19 protein-coding genes and 1 tRNA gene are annotated in these 16,751 nt (G+C 67.5%); 9 read left to right on the top strand and 11 right to left on the bottom strand.

What is annotated here, in order from left to right; all coding sequences use genetic code 11:
- Positions 1-58: 58 nt before the first annotated feature.
- Entirely contained in the window at positions 59-1,414 is a 1,356-nt protein-coding gene (locus BN2156_RS22575; RefSeq protein WP_090517101.1) for a WS/DGAT/MGAT family O-acyltransferase, read from the bottom strand.
- Positions 1,415-1,515: 101 nt separating this feature from the next.
- Between BN2156_RS22575 and BN2156_RS22570 the strand changes: the two genes are divergently transcribed.
- From BN2156_RS22570 to BN2156_RS22545, 6 genes are read left to right on the top strand one after another with little or no spacing between them, the layout of a single operon-like run.
- A complete protein-coding gene (locus tag BN2156_RS22570) occupies positions 1,516-1,920 on the top strand; it encodes a hypothetical protein (RefSeq protein WP_090517100.1) in 405 nt (134 codons plus the stop codon).
- Positions 1,880-3,694: a peroxidase family protein gene (locus BN2156_RS22565; protein ID WP_090517099.1), complete on the top strand. Its 1,815-nt coding sequence runs from the start codon at positions 1,880-1,882 to the stop codon at positions 3,692-3,694. Before BN2156_RS22570 ends, BN2156_RS22565 begins: the two co-directional genes overlap by 41 nt.
- A complete protein-coding gene (locus BN2156_RS22560; protein WP_090517098.1) occupies positions 3,691-4,140 on the top strand; it encodes a hypothetical protein in 450 nt (149 codons plus the stop codon). The genes BN2156_RS22565 and BN2156_RS22560 overlap by 4 nt, the downstream gene beginning before the upstream one ends.
- A complete protein-coding gene (locus tag BN2156_RS22555; protein ID WP_159402862.1) occupies positions 4,095-5,507 on the top strand; it encodes a hypothetical protein in 1,413 nt (470 codons plus the stop codon). The genes BN2156_RS22560 and BN2156_RS22555 overlap by 46 nt, the downstream gene beginning before the upstream one ends.
- Positions 5,492-6,907: a Dyp-type peroxidase gene (locus BN2156_RS22550; RefSeq protein WP_090517096.1), complete on the top strand. Its 1,416-nt coding sequence runs from the start codon at positions 5,492-5,494 to the stop codon at positions 6,905-6,907. The genes BN2156_RS22555 and BN2156_RS22550 overlap by 16 nt, the downstream gene beginning before the upstream one ends.
- A complete protein-coding gene (locus tag BN2156_RS22545) occupies positions 6,904-7,410 on the top strand; it encodes a DoxX family membrane protein (RefSeq protein WP_090517095.1) in 507 nt (168 codons plus the stop codon). Before BN2156_RS22550 ends, BN2156_RS22545 begins: the two co-directional genes overlap by 4 nt.
- Positions 7,411-7,432: 22 nt before the next feature.
- On the opposite strand, the gene BN2156_RS22540 is transcribed toward BN2156_RS22545, so the two are convergent.
- From BN2156_RS22540 to BN2156_RS22530, 3 genes are all read right to left on the bottom strand, one after another.
- Positions 7,433-7,523, bottom strand: a tRNA-Ser gene (locus BN2156_RS22540).
- Positions 7,524-7,684: 161 nt separating this feature from the next.
- Entirely contained in the window at positions 7,685-8,140 is a 456-nt protein-coding gene (locus tag BN2156_RS22535) for a nucleoside deaminase (protein WP_090517094.1), read from the bottom strand.
- A complete protein-coding gene (locus tag BN2156_RS22530; protein ID WP_090517093.1) occupies positions 8,137-8,643 on the bottom strand; it encodes a tRNA adenosine deaminase-associated protein in 507 nt (168 codons plus the stop codon). Before BN2156_RS22530 ends, BN2156_RS22535 begins: the two co-directional genes overlap by 4 nt.
- 98 nt (positions 8,644-8,741) lie before the next feature.
- Between BN2156_RS22530 and BN2156_RS22525 the strand changes: the two genes are divergently transcribed.
- The gene (locus BN2156_RS22525) at positions 8,742-9,686 is read left to right on the top strand and encodes a prephenate dehydrogenase (protein WP_090517583.1); all 945 of its coding nucleotides are present in this window, start codon (positions 8,742-8,744) and stop codon (positions 9,684-9,686) included.
- Here the strand turns inward: BN2156_RS22525 and BN2156_RS22520 are convergent.
- From BN2156_RS22520 to BN2156_RS22500, 5 genes are read right to left on the bottom strand one after another with little or no spacing between them, the layout of a single operon-like run.
- Positions 9,649-10,239: a putative glycolipid-binding domain-containing protein gene (locus tag BN2156_RS22520; protein ID WP_090517092.1), complete on the bottom strand. Its 591-nt coding sequence runs from the start codon at positions 10,237-10,239 to the stop codon at positions 9,649-9,651. The two genes, BN2156_RS22525 and BN2156_RS22520, sit on opposite strands and share 38 nt — an antisense overlap.
- Positions 10,236-11,018: an ABC transporter permease gene (locus BN2156_RS22515; RefSeq protein WP_090517091.1), complete on the bottom strand. Its 783-nt coding sequence runs from the start codon at positions 11,016-11,018 to the stop codon at positions 10,236-10,238. The genes BN2156_RS22520 and BN2156_RS22515 overlap by 4 nt, the downstream gene beginning before the upstream one ends.
- On the bottom strand, positions 11,015-11,686 hold the full coding sequence (locus BN2156_RS22510) for an ABC transporter permease (RefSeq protein ID WP_090517090.1): 672 nt from the start codon (positions 11,684-11,686) through the stop codon (positions 11,015-11,017). The genes BN2156_RS22515 and BN2156_RS22510 overlap by 4 nt, the downstream gene beginning before the upstream one ends.
- Before the next feature lie 3 nt (positions 11,687-11,689).
- Positions 11,690-12,796, bottom strand: coding sequence for an ABC transporter ATP-binding protein (locus BN2156_RS22505; RefSeq protein WP_090517582.1), 1,107 nt, complete (start codon positions 12,794-12,796; stop codon positions 11,690-11,692).
- Positions 12,797-12,824: 28 nt separating this feature from the next.
- The gene (locus BN2156_RS22500; RefSeq protein ID WP_090517581.1) at positions 12,825-13,739 is read right to left on the bottom strand and encodes an ABC transporter substrate-binding protein; all 915 of its coding nucleotides are present in this window, start codon (positions 13,737-13,739) and stop codon (positions 12,825-12,827) included.
- Between the two features lie 155 nt (positions 13,740-13,894).
- Between BN2156_RS22500 and BN2156_RS22495 the strand changes: the two genes are divergently transcribed.
- A complete protein-coding gene (locus tag BN2156_RS22495; protein ID WP_090517089.1) occupies positions 13,895-14,290 on the top strand; it encodes a LapA family protein in 396 nt (131 codons plus the stop codon).
- A gap of 3 nt (positions 14,291-14,293) precedes the next feature.
- On the opposite strand, the gene BN2156_RS22490 is transcribed toward BN2156_RS22495, so the two are convergent.
- Positions 14,294-15,316: a phosphotransferase family protein gene (locus BN2156_RS22490; protein WP_090517580.1), complete on the bottom strand. Its 1,023-nt coding sequence runs from the start codon at positions 15,314-15,316 to the stop codon at positions 14,294-14,296.
- 9 nt (positions 15,317-15,325) lie between these two features.
- Positions 15,326-15,934 (bottom strand): histidine phosphatase family protein, encoded by a 609-nt coding sequence (locus BN2156_RS22485; RefSeq protein WP_090517088.1) that lies wholly within the window; start codon positions 15,932-15,934, stop codon positions 15,326-15,328.
- 48 nt (positions 15,935-15,982) lie between these two features.
- Between BN2156_RS22485 and BN2156_RS22480 the strand changes: the two genes are divergently transcribed.
- Positions 15,983-16,738, top strand: a complete 756-nt coding sequence (locus BN2156_RS22480; RefSeq protein WP_090517087.1) for an SDR family NAD(P)-dependent oxidoreductase — start codon at positions 15,983-15,985, stop codon at positions 16,736-16,738.
- The last annotated feature ends 13 nt before the right edge of the window (positions 16,739-16,751 follow it).

Genomic DNA, 16,751 nt, shown 5'->3' with positions numbered 1-16,751 from the left:
CACGCCGACCATTTTGCGTGACGAACACTATTTGGTCTACCCATTACGCCTTTTGGTGTCAGGCCCCGGACGCCACCTCCAGCGCCTTGAGCGAGTCCTCCAGATGGCTGAGCATCCGCTGCAGATGCGGCACACTGCGCCGGCAGCCGACCAGCCCGAAGTCCAGGTTGTCGGCGTTGTTGGCCAGGGTGATGTTCATGGCCTGCCCATCCAGCGCGATCGACAGCGGATAGTTGCCGTCCAGCCGAGCGCCCTTCCAGTACAACGGATGTCGCGGCCCGGGCACATTCGAGATGACCAGGTTGAACGGCGGCGATGTGGCCTTGACGAAGCCGGGCACCGCAGCCAGGCCCAGCGGGGCGATCATCATCGCCGACAGCGCCAGGGCCTGCACCCGCGGCAGCTCGGAGAACACCTTCTTGTTGCCCCGCATCGACTCCCCGATGACCGACAGCCGCTCGGCGGGATCGTCCAGGTCGGTACCCAGATTGCACAACACCGAGCCGACCAGGTTGCCCCCGGCGTCGGCCTCGTGCTCGGCGCGCAGGCTCACCGGCACCATGGCGATCAGCGGCCGGTCCGGCAACGCGTCCTGCTCCAGCAGATAGGTGCGCAGCGCGCCGGAGCACACCGCCAGCACCACATCGTTGACCGTCGAGCCGGCGGCCCGCGAGATCCGCTTGAACCGCTCCAGCGGCCAGGACTGCGCCGCGACCCGGCGGGCCCCACCGATCTTCACGTTGAACATCGTCTTGGGTGCCGCGAACGGCAACGTGAGCTGCTGCTCCACCAGTGCCGAACGAGCAAGCCGCAGCGTCGATGGCGCCAGTCCCGCGGCGGATCCGGCCACATCGGTGACCGTCCGCAACAACGACGAACCGTGGTCCGGCCGCTTCCGGCGCGGCAGCGCCCACGGCACCCGCACCTCGGTGTCGTCCGGGTCCTCCGACAGCGTGCGCATCAGCAGCTTGAGTGCCGACACCCCGTCGATCAGTGAATGGTGCATCTTCGTGTAGACCGCGAACCGGCCGTCGGCCAGCCCCTCGATCAGGTGGGCCTCCCACAGCGGACGGTGCCGGTCGAGCAGGCCGCCGTGCAGGCGCGAGGTGAGCTCGAGCAGGTCGCGGACCCGGCCCGGTGACGGCAGGCCCGAGCGGCGCAGGTGATAGTCGAGGTCGACGTCGTTGTCGTAGGTCCAGCCGACGTTGGCGATGCCGCCCAGGATGGTCGCCGGATGCTTGCGGAACACGGGCTGAACCTCGGTGTGGGCCACCATGTCCTCGTACAACTCGCGCACGAAGTCGCTGCCCGCACCGGCCGGAGGCTCATAGAGCGCGAGGCCGCCGACGTGGAACGGGTGCTCCCGTGTCTCGGCGATCAGAAACATCGAATCGGTCGGCGACATCAACTCCATGAACCCATTCAACGCGGGTGCGACCAACCCCGGAACAAACCCGGCAAAACAGGTAGCCCACTACGCGTTCCCCCGCCCCGACGAGCCCGCAAGATCTGTACATGGCGAACGTGGCGCGCAAGCTGTTGGCGCTGATCAGAATCTTCAACGGGGCGGCCGGGCTGCTGGCCCCCGAGAAGCTGCTGATCCGCCTCGGGGTGGACCCGACCACCGACCGGGCGGGCACCTACCCGTTCCGGATGTTCGGCATCCGAACCGTGCTCATCGGCCTGGACCTGTTGCTGCTCCGCGGAGCCGAACTCCGCCGTGCCGAAAAGCTCGCCGTCCTGATCCATGCCACCGACACTGTTTCTGCCGCCGTCACCGCAGCCCGCGGCGATCTGCCGCGCAAACAGGGCCTGGTGGCGATCGTCATCTCCTCGATCAACACCGCACTCGCGCTCGCCGCTTGGAAAGGAGGGCAGGATGCCATCACTGCCGACGAGAATCTTCATCAAGGTCACTGAGGTCGTCGACCGCCGGATCGGCTGGGACAAGCTCCCGCCGTGGCTCGGACTCTCGGTGCTGATCGGGATTCGGGACGCGTTACGCGAATACAACCTCAAGGACACCTACGGCGGGAATCCGCCTCCCGCACCGCATCACGCGCCCGCCGACTACCTGACCGTGCGCACGGTCGACGGGTCGTACAACGACCTGTCCGCACCGTCGATGGGCATGGCGGGTACCCGGTTCGGGCGCAACGTGTCATTGGACAAGGGGCATGCCGAGCAGCCGCCCCACCTGATGGATCCCAACCCGCGCCTGATCGGCAACGAACTGCTGCAACGCGGCGACGATTTCAAACCGGCGATCACCCTCAACGTGCTGGCGGCGGCCTGGCTGCAGTTCGAGACCCGCGACTGGTTCAGCCACGACACCGACCCGAGCAAGATGATCGAAATTCCGCTGCCCGAGGGCGAGACGGACTGGGACATCAAAGAGGACGGCCCCGCCATCCAGATCCCGTCGACCCCCGCCGACCCGAATCCGACGCCGGGGGAAACGACGTTCCTCAACACCGAGACCCACTGGTGGGACGCCTCGCAGATCTACGGCAGCAATCAGCTGTTCCAGGACGCGATCCGCACCCCCAAGGAAGCCAACGACGGCAAGGTACGCATCGACGCCGACGGGTTCATCGAACTCGACCCGAAGCTGCTGGGCGAGTCCGGCGGGGCCGACGGCTGGTGGCTCGGCCTGGAGCTCATGGGCACGATCTTCCTGCGTGAACACAACGCCATCTGCGATCGGCTGAAGGCCGCCTACCCGACGTGGTCGGGCGATCAGATCTTCCACAAGGCCCGGATGATCAACGCGGCCCTGATCGCCAAGATCCACACCATCGAGTGGACGCCCGCGATTCTCGGACACCCGACGCTGCAGATCGGTATGCGGGCCAACTGGTTCGGCCTGGCCGGCGAGCGGGTCAAGGAGTTGATCGGGCGGGTGAGCTCAAGCGAGGCGATCAGCGGCGTCCTCGGATCGGCGACCGAGCACCACGCGGCGCCGTACTCCATCACCGAGGATTTCGTCACCGTCTATCGCATGCACCCACTGGTGCCCGACAAGTACGAATTCCTCAACCTGGCCGGAGCGGCTGCGCCGCAGGAGCTCTCGTTCGACAGCATCCACGGTGGAGCGAATTCCCGCGGTGTGCTCAAGAGCGTGGGGGTGGGCAACTGCCTGTATTCCCTCGGCGTCGCACACCCCGGCGCGGTCACCCTGCACAACAGCCCAAACTTCATGCGCCGCTTCGACCGCACCGACGGCCACGTCATCGACATGATCTCCACCGACATCATCCGCTCGCGTGAGCGGGGCGTGCCGCGCTACAACGAGTTCCGCCGGCAGCTGCGGCTGAAACCGGCAACCTCGTTCGACGAGATCAGCGGCGGCTCGAAGGAGACCGCGGCGAAGATGCGGGAGATCTACGGCGGGGACATCGAAAAGGTCGACGCCATGGTCGGGATGTACGGCGAGAAGCTGCCGAAGGGATTCGGATTCAGCGACACCGCTTTCCGCATCTTCGTCCTGATGGCGACCCGGCGCCTGAAGAGCGACCGCTTCTTCACCGTCGACTTCACCCCTCGCGTCTACACCCCGGAAGGCATGGCCTGGATCGACGAGAACGACATGTGCTCGGTGCTGATCCGGCACTACCCCGAGCTCGAACCGGTGCTGCGCGAGCAGCGCAATGCCTTCGCGCCGTGGCCGCGCATCGGCAAGGCCACGCCATGACACGCACCGAGCCCATCGACGAGTCGGCCCTGCTCGGCTACAGCAACAGCATGCTCGACATCCTGTTCCGGCAGTCAGCCTCCGGCCCCATCCCGGACGGGGACACCAGGGGCACGCTGCTGGGCTGGCCGGGTACGTCGGTGACCAAGCCGCTGGCCTGGCTGGTGCGGGTCCTCATCTGGCAGGGCAAGGTGCTCGACCGTCGAGAAGGGGTGCTGCGCAACAAGCTGACCCCGTTCGGGTTGCGGCTCGTCAAAGCCCGGCTCTCGATCGCATCGAGCTGGGTGGACAACGGTGACTGTGTGCTCATCGACTACTCCACTACGTCGTTTCTGGCCCGCATGGTGCGCGACGAGATCCGTCAGGTCGGTCCCGGCCTCTACCTCGGGGTCGTATGGCTGTGGCGGAAACGCATCGGGTGGTTCACCATCCGCTCGACCGGGTGATCCCGATGCCGCACCAGGAAGCGTTGACCGTGCTCGCCGAGGTCAGTGAAGGCCGGCTGGCATCACTGCGGAAGCTGCTCGGACGCATCCCCGACCACGTCGAGCGGTGGGACGTGCTGCCGTTCGAGAAGTTGAGTGGTCTGCACTTCGCCAGGCTCGTCCTGTTCGACCCGACACGAGACCTCGACGGCCACCCCGTACCCGCCCAGGTGGCGCTGATGACCGACGTCGACGCACCGCTGCGTGCACATCTCGACGAACTCGCGACGATCGGCGGTGACGGGATCGACGCGGTGTTCTCCCACTGCGTCGGCTACCCGGGCACGGCATCGATGTCGGAACGGCGAGCGTTCCTGCTGGCTCATCAGGTCAAAGCCGCCGCGGCGCACATCAACCGGCGCGGCCGTTCGGTGAGCCAGATCCGGCAGGAGGATCGGCTGCAGCGCGAGATCAACACGTTCCTGGACGGTGGCGACCTCGGGTCGCTGGATCCGGGGAAGATCAAGAGCGCGATCGTGGACTTCGTCCGCGACCGCGAAGACCTCACCTGGGCCCTGGAACCGGCCGAGGGGCCATCCTTGCTGTGGCGCGCCAAAGAGGCTCTGCACAAGTACTTCTGGATCGTCGCACTGGCCGTGGTCACGGTGGCGTTCCTGCCGCTCGTGGTGCTCGGCCTCGGATTGTTCGCGCTCGTACTCCGTTACCACGAAAAGCACGACCAGCCCGACACCCGTGCCGCCGCACCCGACGCGGTCCGGGCATACCGCGATGACGAGGATTACTGGGCACACAACCAGATCGTCGCCGTCGGATTCCTCAAGCCCGGATCGTTCCGCCGGTTGACCACGACCGCGATCCTGTTCCTCACCGACTACGCCACCCGCCACATCTACAACCGCGGAACCCTTTCCGGGCTCAACACCATTCATTTCGCCCGGTGGGTGCGGATGAACGGCAACCGCGGCCTGTTCTTCTCCAGCAACTACGACGGCAGCCTGGAGAGCTACATGAACGACTTCATCGACAAGGCGTTCTGGGGGCTCAACGCCATCTTCAGCAACGGCGACGGCTTCCCGCGCACCCGCTTCCTGTTCTTCGGCGGCATCACCGACGAGAAGGCCTACAAGAAGCTGCTGCCCACCCGGCAGGCCCCGAGCAATGTCTGGTACAGCGCCTACCCACATCTGACCACCAAGAACATCGCCAACAACGAGGCGATCCGCCACGGCCTCTCGACCAAGATGGACGATGCCCAGACGCGGCGCTGGCTGCGCCGATTCGGTTGCGGCAACGACCTTCCCGAATCCAACTGGGCGGCGCGAAAGCTCGACAGCATTCCCTGGGACCGGCTATGGCTCTCCAACTAGACGACATCCAGGGCGTCATCCTGCACGGCTACGGCGCCCTGGACGACGCGGCATTCCTACTCCTGACGATCGAGGACGCCGCGGCAGCCAAGCGATGGCTGTCCGGGGTGGAGTTGCGCGACAGCGCCGTCCGGCCTGAGATCACCGACACCTGCACCAACATCGCCTTCACGTCGTCGGGTCTGACGCGGCTGGGGCTGTCACCCGAGCACCTCGCAATGCTGGCCGGCGAGTTCCGCGAGGGCATGTCGGGCACCGAGCACCGTCGTCGCATCCTCGGTGACCACGGCGCCAGCTGCCCGTCGAATTGGCGTTGGAACGGCGACGACATCCACGCGCTGTTGCTGCTCTACGCGCGTGACGCGGCCGCGGTCACCGAGCTTGAGAACAGCCACGACCTGCCCGGCTCCGGGATGCGCGTCCTCAGGCGGCTCGACTCGCTGACACTCCCGGGACGCAAGGAGCACTTCGGTTTTCGCGACGGGATATCGCAACCCCTGGTCGACGGCTACGACGAGGGCGGACCGGCGGGCAACACCGTGGCTGCGGGCGAGTTCGTGCTCGGGTACCCCAACGCGTACGGGCAGTACACCGACCGGCCGCTGGTGGATCCGTCCGCCGATCCGCGAAATCTGTTGTCCGTCGCGGCCGATGCGCCGCCGCTGCACGACTTCGGCAAGGACGGCAGCTACCTCGTCTTCCGGCAGCTCGAACAGGATGTGGCGGGGTTCTGGAACAGCCTGGCCGAGCGATCCACCGACGTGCTCGACCCGGTGCCGGCATGTGTCGGGCTGGCGGCCAAGATGGTCGGCCGCTGGCCGAGTGGCGCGCCGCTGGTGAAGGCGCCGACCGCCGACGATCCCGCGCTCGCCGACGACAACGACTTCATGTACTTCCGGTCCGAGGATCCCGACGGCCTGAAGTGCCCGATCGGCTCGCACCTGCGGCGGTCCAATCCACGTGATGCGCTCGACCCCGTGCCGGGATCCGACCGGTCGATCGATGTGGGCAAGCGCCACCGCATCATTCGTCGCGGCCGGGCCTACGGTCCACCCTTGGCGCCGTCCATGGATCCCGCCGACCTGATCGGGGCGAGTGACGACGGCATCGAACGCGGCCTGCATTTCATCTGTTTCAACACCCAACTCGGGCGGCAGTTCGAGTTCATCCAGCACACCTGGGTCAACAGCTCCAAGTTCGACGGCGGCTACGCCGAGGACGATCCGATCACCGGCGCCCGCGGCAACGGAAACGGCAACGGGCACGGGGCTTTCACGGTCCAGCAGGAACCGATCCGCCGGCGCGTCACCGGCCTGCCCCGCTTCGTCCACACCGTCGGCGGCGCCTACTTCTTCATGCCCGGTGTGGCCGCCACCCGCTATCTCGCGGCCCTGCCATGACGGCCTGGCAGCAGTGGGCTCCGCTGCCTCTGCGGCTGTTCCTCGGCGGCGGGCTGATCCTGCACGGCGGCATCAAACTGTTCGCGTCCGGCGGCCACGCCAACATCGCCTATCTGGTGGGGCAACTCGGGGTGCCGTTCGCCGACGCGGTCGGCTGGCTGGTGGGCGTCATCGAGTTCGGTGGCGGTATCGGCATCCTGCTCGGCGTCTTCTTCCGGCTCGCCACGGTGGTGAACGCACTCAACGTCGCGGGCCTCCTGGTGCTCGGCTTCGTCGCGGGCGGCATCCCCGCGCCGCTGCCCGGCGGTGATCCGCTGCCCGGCTTCCGTGAGGCACTGCTGATCCTGGCGGGTCTGCTCAGCCTGCTGCTCAGTGGACCCGGTCCGCTCACACTGGCCGGTGAGACCGTCGTCGACCCGACTTCGTGGCGACGTGGACCGTGGATCACGGGGACCGCGAGACCGAACAGCGCCCCCGAAAAACCAGAACACCCTCTCACCTGAGCAGGCGAGAGGGTGTTTCTGTTGGCGGTGGCGGAGGGATTTGAACCCTCGGACGGGGGTTACCCGTCACACGCTTTCGAGGCGTGCTCCTTAGGCCGCTCGGACACGCCACCGTGTGGCAGCTTACCGGGCGCGCGCCGTAGGCCCTAATCGCATCGAACCGGGCGCCCCAGCAGCCCTGAGTGTGCGCGCACGGCGGTAGATCGAGCGGAGAGTCAATGCTGCCGCACACTCGGCGCCCAGGATGCACACTCGACGCGGCGCAGCACCGGAACTACCGCTGGGCGGCGAAGAACTCCTCGAGCAGGGCCGCGCACTCGTCGGCCAGCACTCCGCCGACCACCTCGGGCCGATGGTTGAGGCGGCGATCACGGACCACGTCCCACAGCGAGCCGACCGCCCCGGTCTTGGGTTCCCACGCCCCGAACACCACCCGGGCCACCCGGGCCAGCACCAGCGCGCCCGCGCACATCGTGCACGGCTCGACGGTCACGGCCAGCGTCGCACCTGCGAGCCGCCAGCCGTCGCCGAGCACCCGGGCGGCCTCACGCATCGCCACGATCTCGGCATGCCCGGCAGGATCCCCGGTCGCCTCACGCACATTGGCGGCCCGCGCCAGCTCGGTGCCGTCGGCGGCGAACACCACCGCGCCGATCGGCACGTCACGGGGCCCGGCCGTCCGGGCAGCCTCGAGCGCCGCGCGGATCAGCGCTTGGTCTGAGGCACTCACCGACCGAGCCGGTCGAGCACCGCCGACAGCTCGTCGGCAAAGCCCATCTCGCGAGCGATCCGGCCGATCTGCTCGTCGGCGTACAGGTCGGTCTCGGAAAGGATCACGCCGAGCACATCCTCGTGCAGGCCGATGTCGGACAGCACCGACAGGTCGCCCTCCTCGAACGGATCCGAATCTTCGAGATCCTCTTCTTCCAGGTCAGCGTCCAGATTCTCCAGCGCCTCGGCCGCGATGTCGTAGTCGAGCGCAGCGGTGGCATCCGACAGCAGCAGCCGCGTTCCCGCCGGTGCCGGCCGCACGATCACGAAGAATTCGTCGTCCACATCGAGCAGCCCGAAGACCGCCCCGGCACTGCGCAGCTCACGAAGCTCCGTCTCGGCCGCGGTCAGGCTCTTCAACGAGGACGACCGCATGGGGGCGCACCGCCACTTCCCTTCCTCCCGGACAACGGCCACCCCGAAGCCATCGGGCAGGTCTGCCGCCGCACGCTGTGCCTCCATGCCCGCCTACGGTAGTCGCCGACCAGCAATTTTGACAGGGATCACCCTCGGCTCCGGCTCGGCCGGTATGCCAATCTTGATGCGTGACGAACACACCCGTGTGCGTGGTGGGCCTTGGCCTGATCGGCGGCTCGCTGATCCGTGCCGCCGCCGGGGCCGGCCGTGAGGTCTTCGGCTACAACCGGTCGATGGAGGCCGTGGCAGCCGCAAAGTTCGACGGGTTCGACGCCACGGAGAATCTCGACGAGGCACTGCGCCGCGCCGCCGATTGCAACGCGTTGATCGTGCTGGCGGTGCCCATGCCCGCCCTGCCGCAGATGCTCGACCACATCCGCGACACCGCACCACGCTGCCCGCTGACCGACGTCACCAGCGTCAAGGGCGCGGTGCTCGACGAAGTCGGCAAGTTCGGCCTCTTGCGAAACTTCGTCGGTGGTCATCCGATGGCGGGGACCGCACACTCGGGCTGGTCGGCCGGGGACGCCGCCCTGTTCACCGGCGCCCCGTGGGTGGTCAGCGTGGACGATCACGTCGACGCGGACGTCTGGTCACTGGTCACCCAGCTGGCCCTGGACTGCCACGCCGTCGTGGTACCGGCCCGCTCCGACGAGCATGACGCTGCCGCGGCCGCCATCTCCCACCTGCCGCACCTGTTCGCCGAGGCCCTGGCCGTGAACGCCGGCGAGGTGCCGCTGGCCTTCGCCCTGGCGGCCGGATCGTTCCGCGACGGCACCCGGGTCGCGGCCACCGCACCCGACCTGGTGCGAGCCATGTGTGAGGCCAACGCCGATCAACTGCTGCCCGCCCTCGAGCACGGCATCGAACTGCTGACCCGCGCCAAGGAGACCCTGGCCGCCACGGGTTCGGTGGCCGAGCTGGTCGAGACCGGCCACGCCGCGCGGATGCGCTACGACAGCTTCAGCCGCCCCGAGATCATCACCACGGTGGTGGGCACGGACAACTGGCGGGCCGAACTGGCGGCCGCCGGACGAGCCGGCGGAGTGATCAGATCCGCTCTGCCAGTCCTGGGTAATCAAGGATGAAGCCGTCGGAATCCACCGTGATCGTAGTGTCGGCGACCGGCGAGTGGAGCTTCACCCCGGGCCCGGCCGGCCCGGCGCTGCTGTAGCTGATGTTGGCGGTCTCCACCGAGAATTCCGGCAACCGGACGTAGACGACCGGCAGCGTCATCGACTCGGCCCGCTCGTGCAAGCCGGTCCGCCGGATCGGCAGCGCATTGAAGAACGGGCTGAACACGACGTCGACATCGAGCGCGCCGCCGAAGTCGGAGCGCTTGGTCTGGGTGTGATCCTGCACCAGCCACATGTTCTCCTCATCGCGGGCGATGGAGAGCTGGCGTTCCCGCTCGGCGAGTGTGACGGTCAGTGACAGTCGCTTGGTGGCGCCCGTCTCATCGGTGACCAGGTCGTAGGAGGCCGAGAATGCCGGGTGGGAGTCGGTGGCGGCAGCCACGATCCGGCCGTAGGCCTTGATTCGCTTGCCCGACAGCTGAACCCGAACAGACTCCATCCGGGATACATCGTGCGCCCGCCACGTCAACACTGCTGGCCAGGCACGGTCCTTCTGGTCACTCACCCTTCTACCGTATGCGACGACGCGCGGCCTTCGTAGCCGAGTCCGGAACTCCCCGCCCCGCGTGACTCCAGTGCCACCTCGTCCCCGAGCAACGGCTGCGGAATCCGTCGCCGGCCTCGCAACCGGCCACTACCGGGTACCGACAACCACACCGCGAAGGCCAACGCGGCATCGAGAATCAGGGCCAGGGCGGTCACCATGAGCGCACCCACCAACGCGATGTGGAACTGGCGCACCTTGATGCCGTCGATCAGATACCGGCCCAGCCCACCGAGACTCGCGTACGCCGCGACCGTCGCCGTCGCCACGATCTGCAGCGTCGCGGTACGCAGCCCACCCACGATCAGCGGCAGCGCGTTGGGCACCTCGACCCCGAGCAGGACCCGGCGCTCGGTCATGCCCATCGACCGGGCCGCGTCGACCACGGCGGGATCGACGTTCGCGATTCCGGCGTAGGTCCCGGCCAGCAGCGGCGGGATGCCCAGCAGCATCAGAGCCACCGTCGGCGGCACCAGGCCCAGCCCCCACAACAGCACTCCCAGGAGCAAGACGCCGAGCGTGGGCAGGGCGCGCAGTGCGTTGACCCCGGTGACGACCAGGAAGGTGCCGCGCCCGGTGTGTCCGATGATCAGGCCGACCGGGATCGCGATGAGCGCAGAGGCCGCCACCGCGACGACGGTGTACTGCAGGTGTTCGACGATGCGGGCGGCCAGCCCGGCCGGCCCGCCCCAGTTGGCGGCGGTGAAGATGAAGTCGAGTGCCTGCTGCAGGAAGTTCATGCCGCCGCCTTGGTGCGCGTGGCCCGGGGCGCCCGCGTCACCCGGGTCCAGGGCGTGATGGCCCGGCCGGCCAACATGATCAGGGTGTCGATGACGACGGCCAGCACGAAGATCGCGATGATCCCGGCGATGATCTGGTCACTCTTGTTGGACTGGTAGCCCTCGGTGAACCACGTGCCCAGGCCGCCGATGCCGATCACCGAGCCCACCGACACCATCGAGATGTTGGTGACCGCGACGACCCGCAGCCCCGCCACCAACACCGGGATGGCCAGCGGGAGTTCGACCTTGAGCATCCGCACCCACGGCCGGTACCCGATCGCCGTCGCGGCGTCACGCACCTGCTCGGGCACCGCGTCGAGCGCCTCGGGCACCGCCCGCACCAACAGTGCTGTGGTGTAAAGGGTCAGGGCCACAATGACATTGGCCTCGTCCAGGATGCGGGTGGGGATGATCAGCGGCAGTACGACGAACAAGGCCAGCGACGGGATGGTGAAGATGATGCTCGCCGTGAGTGTGGTCATCCGGCGCAGGGCGGTGGTGCGCTGGACAGCCGCGCCCAGTGGGACTGCGATGAGCAAGCCCAGCACGATCGGCACCAACGACAACCGCAGGTGCACGACGGTCAGCACCCACAGGTCGTCGAGATGGTTCAGTAGATACCGCATCGGCTAGCCCAGCTCCGGGACGCGGCGCTGCTCCTTGAGGGCGTCGAGCACGTCGTCGGCGCGCACACCGCCCAGGAGCTTTCCCTCTCCGTCGATCGCCACCCCCAGCCCGCTCGGTGACGACAGGGCGGCGTCCAGTGCTTGGCGCAGGCTGCCGTCGGGTGGAAAGAAGGACCCGCCACCGATGGTGCTGTCGTAAAGCCGGTTGCCCTTGCGGTGCACCTCGACGCCTTCGGCGTTGATCCACGCGAACGGCAGGCCGTCCTTGGTTACCAGCCGCCACTGTCCCGGGCTCAGGTTCAGCGCGTCGATGTCGCTCTCGTCGACGTGCTTGATCTCATGTAACGGCAACCCGCTGGTGTGGAAGAACTGCAGCCCGCGATACCCCCGGTCGGCGCCGACGAATTCCGACACACGCTCGTCGGCCGGATTCGACAGGACGAACGCTGGATCGGCGTATTGCAACAGGGTCCCGCCCCGGCCGAACACCGCGACCTTGTCCCCGAGCTTGACCGCCTCGTCGATGTCGTGGGTGACGAACACGATCGTCTTGCGCAATTCGCTTTGCAATCGCAGGATTTCGGCCTGCAGATCCTCGCGGACCACCGGGTCGACCGCACTGAACGGCTCGTCCATCAACAGGATCGGCGGGTCGGCGGCCAACGCGCGGGCCACCCCGACGCGCTGCTGTTGCCCGCCTGAAAGCTGCGCCGGATAGCGGTCGGCCAGCTTCGGGTCCAGCCCCACCCGCTCCATAACCCCGATCGCGGCCTTGCGGGCGCTGCGCCGGGATTCCCCGCGCAACACCGGCACCGTCGCGACGTTGTCGACCACCCGCAGGTGCGGCATCAGGCCGGCGCTCTGGATGACGTAACCGATGCCGAGCCGCAGCTTGACCGGGTCGACCTTGCTGATGTCCTCCCCGTTGACCGTGAGGGTGCCCGAGGTGGGATCGATCATCCGGTTGATCATCCGCATCGAGGTGGTCTTGCCGCAGCCCGACGGACCGACGAACACCGTCAGCGTGCCCTGTGGCACTTCCAGATCGAGGTTGTCGACGGCGACAGTGCCGTCCGGGTACTGCTTGGTGACGCTCTCGAAGGTGATCACCGCGTCCCTCCGCTCTTCGCGCAAGCGCTCATCGCGGCACCCGCTTGTCGAATCCGTTGTCTCTGATCCACTTTTCGGCCGCCTCGTCGGGGTCGACGCCGGCATTGCCCTCCACCGCGGTGTTCAACTCGATCAGGGCCTCGGTGGTGAGCTTGGCCGACACCGCGTCGAGCACGGTCTTGAGTTCGTCGGACATCTTCTGCGAGGCCACCAGCGGAACGACATTGGCGGCGAGGAAGACGTTCTTGGGATCCTCCAGGGGCACCAGGTGGTACTGCTCGATCGCGGGCGAGGTGCTGAAGATGTTCGCGGCCGTGACGGCGCCGCTGTTCAGCGCTTGCACGGTGGCCGGGCCGCCACCGTCACTGATCGCGACGAAGTTGGCCGGTGCGATGTCCAGGCCGTACCGGGACTTCAGGCCGACCAGACCCGTCTGACGGGTCTGAAACTCCGATGGTGCACCGACTTTCACCTCAGCCGAGTGCGCGGCCAGGTCCGCGACGGTCTTGAGGTTCCAGCGCTGGGCGGTCGCCGCGGTCACCGCCAGGGTGTCCTTGTCCTCGGCCGGTGAGGGGTACAGGATCGACAGGTCCCCGGGGAGGGCCTTCAGCAGCGCGATCAGCACCTGATCGGACGTCGTGGCGGTCGCCTCCGCGTCGAAGTACTGCAGCAGATTTCCGGTGTATTCCGGGATCAGGTCGATCGAGTGGTCCTGCACGGCAGGCACATACGTCTCGCGGCTGCCGATGCCGAACTGTCTGCGGATCTGAAAGTCATTGGCCTCCAGAGCCTGGGCATAGATCTCGGCGATGATCTTGGACTCCGGGAAGTCAGCGGATCCGACCGTGATCGATTTCAGGTCACCCGAGATGGGTCCACCGCCCAGCGGATTGGAGCTTCCGCAGGCCACCGCCAGCGGCACGATCAGGGCGAGCAGGGACATCGCGATTGCCAGGGTTTTGCGCTGCACAGGCGCATCCTTTCGGCGACGGCGGCTGGACGATCAGCCTCTGACGACCCTAACGGCACACCCGACATGCCGCCGCGCTTTATCTCATGGTGGTTTGCTTTGAGGCCGTGACGGGCAAAGATGTCAGTATGACCAGCGATCCGTCTGTATCGCCCGATTTGCCTGAGCCGACGCCGAATGTGCCGGTGACACCCTCTCCCGACCCAGGCAAAGCCCCCGATGCCGGCAAGCCCCCCGCCAAGACGGGCAAGGCTGCCGAGCCCAAACTCACCCGTGCCGGGGCGCTGTGGTCAGCATTGATCCTGGGTTTCCTGGTGCTGATCGTGCTGCTGATCTTCATCGCGCAGAACACCGAGCCGGTCCCGATGACCTTCCTGGGCTGGCACTGGTCGTTGCCGACGGGTGTGGCAATCCTCGGTGCCGCGGTGGCCGGAGGGCTGCTGACCGTCGCCGCCGGATCGGCACGGATCTTCCAGCTGCGCCGCACGGCCAAGAAGAACTTCAAGGCCGCCCAGCGCAGCTGACAGTCAGCTGATGGCGCGCAGACCCGAGGCGATGGCCGGGGCCACGGCGGCACCGACGCTCGTGCTCCCCGGCGCCTCGGACCCCTGGCGTGCGCGGAAGTCGATGCCCGCGGCGATGATGGCGGCCTTGAAATACGCCAGCGCCATGTAGAAATCCCAGTGCGCCAGCTCCTGGCCGGACTGCACCGAATACCGGTTGGCCAGATCCTCGGCCGACGGCATCTGCGGCGAACTCCACGCCGCTTCCATGCTCAGGATCAGGTTGAACATCGGGTCGCGGTACACGCACATCAGCGCGGCGTCGCTCAGCGGGTCGCCCAGCGTGGAGAGCTCCCAGTCCAGCACCGCGAGGACCTTCGTCGGGTCCTGCGCGTCGAGGATCGTGTTGTCGATGCGGTAGTCGCCGTGCACGATCGAGTTGCGGCTCTGCGCCGGGACCGAATCGGCCAGCGCCTGATGCAGACGTTTGACGTCGTCGTCGCGAGGATCGTCGGGAAGGCGCACCAGGTCCCACTGCGAACCCCAACGCCGCACCTGACGTTCCAGGTAGCCTGCCGGCTTGCCGAAGTCGCCGAGACCGACCGCCTCGGGATCCACCGCGTGCAGATCGGCCAGCACCCGGATCAGGGCGTCGACGCTGTCGCTGATCACGCTTTCGTCGCCCAGTCGGGCGAGCTCCGAGGCGCTGCGCACCACCAGGCCGTCCACGTTCTCGACCATCTGGAACGGCGCCCCCAGCACGGAGTCGTCGTTGCTCATCGTCACCGCACGCGCGACCGGTACCGCGGTGCCGGCCAGCGCCGCGACCACCTTGTACTCGCGCGCCATATCGTGCGCGGACGGGGTCAGACCGTGCAGCGGCGGACGTCGCAGCACCCATGCCGATGCGTCGTCGCACACCCGGAAGGTCAGGTTCGAGCGGCCACCGGCGATGAGTTCAGCACGCAGCTCCCCGCTGCGGGCAACGCCCTCGGAACGCAGGTGCCGGTCCAGCGCGGTGAGGTCGAGGCCCTCCAGATTCGTCACCGTCACTGTTTACCACCGGACATTTCGCGGCAGCAGGTCCCATACGTGTTCGGTGCCGTTGACCGAGGCGACGGCCAGCTTGCCCGAACGTGAGGACAGCAGCCGGGTGACCGAGGCGTAGTCGACGTGGAAGGACAGCAGCCGCTCGGTGCCCAGGATCTGGTGCAGCAGCACATTGATCACGCCGCCGTGGCTGAACACCGCGACGGTGCCGTCATGGTCGCCGGTGGCCACCAGGTCCTCGACGGCGGCATTGATCCGTGCCATGAACGCGTTCTCGTCCACGCTGCTGGGCAGGTGACCGCTCACCAACCGGGCCAGCTCCTCGGGGTTCTCCTTGGCGATGTCCTCGATCGGCACGTAGTGCGACATGTCGCGGTCGTACTCGGCGAGCCGGTCGTCGACATCGACCTGCAGCCCCAGCTCCTTGGCGAGCGGTTCCGCGGTCTGGATCGCGCGCCGCTGCGGGCTGCTGACGAGCCGGCGGACGGGAAAGCGGGCCAGGGCCGCGGGCAGCCGCTGCGCCTGGGCGATGCCGTCGGCGGACAGGTCGGGGTCAGACCCTTGACCGGGCTCGCTGCGGAGCGGTAGAGCATGTCGGACGAGAAGCAGTTGCACCGTGTCACCATAGGGCCGCGGTGTAAGCCGGCCGGAGAGGGCTGCGACATGGGCTATGCGGACGAGTTGTTCGATCTCACCGACCGGGTCGTGCTGGTCACCGGCGGCAGCCGCGGACTGGGTCGCGAGATCGCGATGGGCGCCGCGCGGTGCGGCGCCGACGTGGTCATCGCCAGCCGCAACCTGGACTCCTGTGTGGCGACGGCCGACGAGATCACCGCGGCCACCGGTCGCGCCGCGTGGGCGTATCAGGTGCACGTGGGCCGGTGGGATCAACTCGACGGGCTGGTCGAGGCGGTGTACGAGCGGTTCGGCAAGGTGGACGTGCTGGTCAACAACGCCGGCATGTCGCCGTTGTACGAATCGCTGGGCTCGGTCACCGAGAAACTGTTCGACTCGGTCTTCAACCTGAATCTCAAAGGGCCGTTCCGGCTTTCGGCCCTGCTCGGTGAGCGCATGGTCGCCGACGGCGGCGGCGCCATCATCAACGTCAGCTCATCCGGATCGCTGCGGCCCGACCAGTACATGCTCCCCTACGCCGCGGCCAAGGCCGGACTCAACGCGATGACCGAGGGCCTGGCCAAGGCGTTCGGCCCGACCGTGCGCGTCAACACCCTGATGGCCGGGCCGTTCCTCACCGATGTCAGCAAGGCCTGGGACATGGCCGGCGACCCGTTCGGCCACCTGGCCCTGAAACGGGCCGGCAATCCGCCTGAGATCGTCGGCGCCGCACTGTTTCTGATGTCGGACGCGTCCAGCTTCACCACCGGATCGATCCTGCGGGTGGACGGCGGCTTGCCCTGACCCGGGCACGGTA

The sequence above is a fragment of the Mycolicibacterium neworleansense genome (genome assembly GCF_001245615.1).
Taxonomy (GTDB): Bacteria; Actinomycetota; Actinomycetes; order Mycobacteriales; family Mycobacteriaceae; genus Mycobacterium; species Mycobacterium neworleansense.
This window is presented reverse-complemented; position numbering and strand designations above follow the sequence as displayed.